This is a genomic window from Cupriavidus sp. WS (genome assembly GCF_000395345.1).
GTDB lineage: Bacteria > Pseudomonadota > Gammaproteobacteria > Burkholderiales > Burkholderiaceae > Cupriavidus > Cupriavidus basilensis_B.
Genome location: NZ_AQPL01000627.1, coordinates 1 through 4,289 on the forward strand (window position 1 = coordinate 1; position 4,289 = coordinate 4,289).

Sequence of the window (4,289 nt, forward strand, 5' to 3'; positions counted from 1 at the left end):
AGCCTGTCGGGCTCCAAGCTGCCGGGCTACATCGTGCCGATCTTCCCCGCGCTGGGCATGCTCGCCGGCGTGGCGCTGCAGCATATCGACGACCGCAGCTGGCGCCGCCAGATGAACGGCATGCTGGCGATCGCGGTGGCCGGCCTGCTGGCCAGCCCCTACGTGGCCACGCTGAATTCCGACAACACCCCCAACGAGCTGTACCGCCTGTTCGCGGTGTGGGTCGGCGCGGCCTTCGCGCTGATGATCGTCACCATCTTCGCCGCGCGCTGGCTGCTGGCCCGCAAGGGCCTGATGGTCAGCATCACGGTCTACGCGGTGGGCCTGTTCGGCAGCTTCACGGTGGCGCTGCTCGGCCACGAAGTGATGGGCCGGCCGACCTCCGGCGTGGACATGGTGCCCGCCATCGAGGCGGTGCTGACCGACGACATGCCGATCTACGGCGTGCGCATGCTGGACCACACCCTGCCGTACTACCTGCGCCGCACCACCATCATGGTGGAATGGCCCGACGAGCTGGAGTTCGGCACCCAGCAGGAGCCGCAGAAATGGCTGCCCACGCTGGATGCCTTTATTGCAAAATGGCAGGATGGCCAGCGCGCCGTGGGGATCATGTCCGCCGCGACCTACCGCCTGCTGCAGGAGCGCAACGTGCCGATGTACAAGATCGCGCAGGACAAGCGCCGCGTGGCGGTGGCCAATTTCCCGCTGCCGGGCCAGACCCCGGCGGCCGCACAGCCCTCCGCACAGCCAGAACCGAACCGCGCCCCATGACGCTTTCCACCTTCGCATTCATCTTCACCGGCGTGCTGCTCAATGCCTGCGCGCAACTGCTGCTCAAGGCCGGCACCAACGCCATCGGCGCCATCACGCTGGAGCGCGCCACGCTGTTTGCCACCGCGCTGCGCGTGCTGACGCAGTGGCCGGTGCTGGCCGGGCTGACGCTCTACGTGGTGAGCGTGGGCGTGTGGATCGTCGGCCTGTCGCGCGTGGACGTCTCGATCGCCTACCCGATGCTGTCGCTCGGCTACGTGGTGAACGCGCTGGCGGCCTGGTGGCTGTTCGGCGAGATGATCGGCCCGCTGCGCGTGGCCGGCATCCTGCTCATCCTGGCCGGCGTGTTCCTGATCGCCCGCTCGTGAGCGCCATCCCAACGTACCGCAAGGCCCGACCGTCATGACCGCACCCGCTGCCCAAGCCTTCCTGCCCTTCGTCAAGCCGTCGATCGACGCCGACGCCATCGCCGAGGTCGGTAAGGTGCTGGCCTCGGGCTGGATCACGTCCGGCCCCAGGATGCACGCGTTCGAGGACGCGCTGTCCGCGCTGTTCGGCGGCCGCCCGGTGCGCACCTTCGCCAACGGCTCGGCGACGATGGAAATCGCCCTGCGCATCGCCGACATCGGCCCCGGCGACGAGGTCATCACCACGCCCATCACCTGGGTGGCCACCGCCAACGTGGTCGTCACCGTGGGCGCCAAGCCGGTCTTCGTCGACGTCGACCCGCGCACGCGCAACCTCGACCTCGACGCCGTGGAAGCCGCCATCACGCCGCGCACGCGCGCCATCATGCCGGTCTACCTGTCGGGCCTGCCGGTCGACATGGACCGCCTCTACGCCATCGCGCGCAAGCACGGCCTGCGCGTGATCGAGGACGCCGCCCAGGCCATCGACTCGCGCTGGCGCGGCCAGCGCATCGGCGCCTTCGGCGACCTGGTGAGCTTCAGCTTCCAGGCCAACAAGAACATCACCAGCGTCGAAGGCGGCTGCCTGGTGATGAACTCGCCGGAAGAAGCGCTGCGCGCCGAGCGCCTGCGCCTGCAGGGCGTGATCCGCAGCGGCCCGGACGGCATGGACGTGGAGGAGCCCGGCGGCAAGTTCAACCTGACCGACGTCAACGCCGCCATCGGCCTGTCGCAACTGGCGCACCTGGATCACGTCACCGCGCGCCGCGCCGAGCTGGCCGAGGCGTATTTCCGCAGTGCCGCCGACCACGGCCTGGCCGGACTCGGCATCGAGCTGCCGCTGCCGCGCGACGGCGAGCTGGCCACCACCAACTGGCACATGTTCCAGGTGGTGCTGCCGGCCGCGCGCATCGCGGGCGGGCGCACCGCCGTGATGGACGCCATGCGCGAGCGCGACATCGGCACCGGCGTGCACTATCCCGCCCTGCATCTGTTTACCTACTACCGCTCCCTTGGCTGGCGCGAAGGCATGCTGCCCCATGCCGAGCGCATCGGACAGGGCATCCTCACCCTGCCGATGTTCCCTGCGATGCAGGCCGCCGACGTGGAGCGGGTCTGCGCAACCCTCAGCGAAACATGCAAACGCCTCCTCAAATGAGCCCCGTCGAGGTCTCCGTCGTCATTCCCGTCTATAACGAGGAAGACGGCCTGCAGGCCCTGTTCGACCGCCTCTACCCGGCGCTCGACGCCCTCGCCTGCAGCTACGAGATCATCTTCGTCAACGACGGCAGCCGCGACCGCTCCGCGCAGATCCTGGCCAGCCAGTACCGGCTGCGCCCGGACGTCACGCGCGTGGTGCTGTTCAACGGCAACTTCGGCCAGCACATGGCCATCCTGGCCGGCTTCGAGCAGACCCGCGGCCAGATCGTCATCACGCTGGACGCCGACCTGCAGAACCCGCCGGAAGAAATCCCGCGCCTGGTGGCGACCATGCGCGAAGGGCACGACTACGTCGGCACCATCCGCCGCGAGCGCAACGACACGGCCTTCCGCCGCGTGGCGTCGCGCGCCATGAACCGGCTGCGCGAGCGCATCACGCGCATCAAGATGACCGACCAGGGCTGCATGCTGCGTGCCTACGACCGCAACGTGATCGACACCATCAACGCGTGCCGCGAGGTCAACACCTTCATTCCCGCGCTGGCCTACACCTTTTCCTCCAATCCGGTCGAGATCGTGGTCGAGCACGAGCAGCGCCACGCCGGCGAATCCAAGTACTCGCTGTTCCAGCTCATCCGGCTGAACTTCGACCTGGTGACGGGCTTCTCGATCGTGCCGCTGCAATGGTTCTCGGCCATCGGCACGCTGCTGTCGCTGGCCTCGGGCGGGCTGGTGGCGGTGCTGCTGGTGCGCCGCTTCCTGCTCGGCGCGGAAGTGCAGGGTGTGTTCACCCTGCTGGCCTTCAACTTCTTCCTGGTCGGCATCATGCTGTTCGGCATCGGCCTGCTGGGCGAGTACATCGGCCGCATCTACCAGGAAGTGCGCAACCGCCCGCGCTACCGCATCCAGGCGGTGCTAGAGGGCAACCCCGAAACACAGAAAGGCCAGCCGGCCACGGAGCCATCGTGCGCGCAGTAGTCTTCGCCTACCACAACGTCGGCGACCGCTGCCTGCGCGTGCTGCACGCGCGTGGCGTCGAGGTGGCGCTGGTCGTCACCCACCGCGACCGCCCGGACGAGAACATCTGGTTCCGCCGCGTCGCCGATACCGCCGCCGAACTCGGCGTGCCCTTCATCTACGGTGAAGACCCCGCCGACCCGGCGCTGGCCGAGGCGGTGGCCGCGGCGCGCCCGGACATGATCTTCTCGTTCTACTACCGCGCGATGATCCCCGCCGCCGTGCTGGCGCTGGCGCCGCGCGGCGCGTTCAACATGCACGGCTCGCTGCTGCCGAAGTACCGCGGCCGCGTGCCGGTGAACTGGGCCGTGCTGCGCGGCGAGACCGAGACCGGCGCCACGCTGCACGCGATGGAAGCCAAGCCGGACGCCGGCTACATCGTCGACCAGACCGCCGTGCCGATCCTGCCGGACGACACCGCGGGCGAAGTCTTCGAGAAGGTCACGGTGGCCGCCGAGCAGACGCTGTGGCGCGCGCTGCCCGCCATGATGGCCGGCAACATCGTGCCGCTGCCCAACCGCCTTGCCGAAGGCAGCTACTTCTCCGGCCGCAAGCCGGAAGACGGCCGCATCGACTGGCAGCAAGGCGCCGCCCGGGTCTACGACCTGGTGCGCGCGGTGGCGCCGCCCTACCCCGGCGCCTTCACCGACATCGGCGCGCGCCGCTTCGTGGTGGCGCAGGCGCGCCGCCCGCACGGCGCCGCGCCCGCCCTGCCGGCGGGCGCCCGGCCCGGCCTGCACGTGGCCGGCGGGCAGATCGTCGGCCTGTGCGGCGACGGCGAAGTGATCCTGATCCGCGAATTACTCGACGCGGGCGCACCGGCACAGGCCGTTTCGCCCGACGCACTCTCTACATTTCTTACCGCATCGTCCAAAGAGGAACACCGATGAAAAAGGTCCTGATTCTTGGCGTCAACGGCTTCATCGGCCA

Annotated in this window: 4 protein-coding genes and 1 pseudogene; all 5 read left to right on the forward strand. The window is 69.1% G+C overall.

What is annotated here, in order from left to right; translation table 11 throughout:
• A pseudogene (locus K206_RS44085) lies at positions 1-774 on the forward strand (4-amino-4-deoxy-L-arabinose transferase); the annotation flags it as partial.
• Complete coding sequence (locus K206_RS0135845; RefSeq protein WP_020207055.1) at positions 771-1,142, forward strand: multidrug efflux SMR transporter; 372 nt, start codon at positions 771-773, stop codon at positions 1,140-1,142. The pseudogene K206_RS44085 and the gene K206_RS0135845, both read left to right, overlap by 4 nt.
• Before the next feature lie 34 nt (positions 1,143-1,176).
• Positions 1,177-2,340, forward strand: coding sequence for a DegT/DnrJ/EryC1/StrS aminotransferase family protein (locus K206_RS0135850; protein WP_020207056.1), 1,164 nt, complete (start codon positions 1,177-1,179; stop codon positions 2,338-2,340).
• Positions 2,319-3,320 (forward strand): glycosyltransferase, encoded by a 1,002-nt coding sequence (locus K206_RS0135855; protein ID WP_029044451.1) that lies wholly within the window; start codon positions 2,319-2,321, stop codon positions 3,318-3,320. The genes K206_RS0135850 and K206_RS0135855 overlap by 22 nt, the downstream gene beginning before the upstream one ends.
• Positions 3,308-4,249, forward strand: a complete 942-nt coding sequence (locus K206_RS0135860) for a formyltransferase (protein ID WP_020207058.1) — start codon at positions 3,308-3,310, stop codon at positions 4,247-4,249. The genes K206_RS0135855 and K206_RS0135860 overlap by 13 nt, the downstream gene beginning before the upstream one ends.
• Positions 4,250-4,289: the final 40 nt, after the last annotated feature.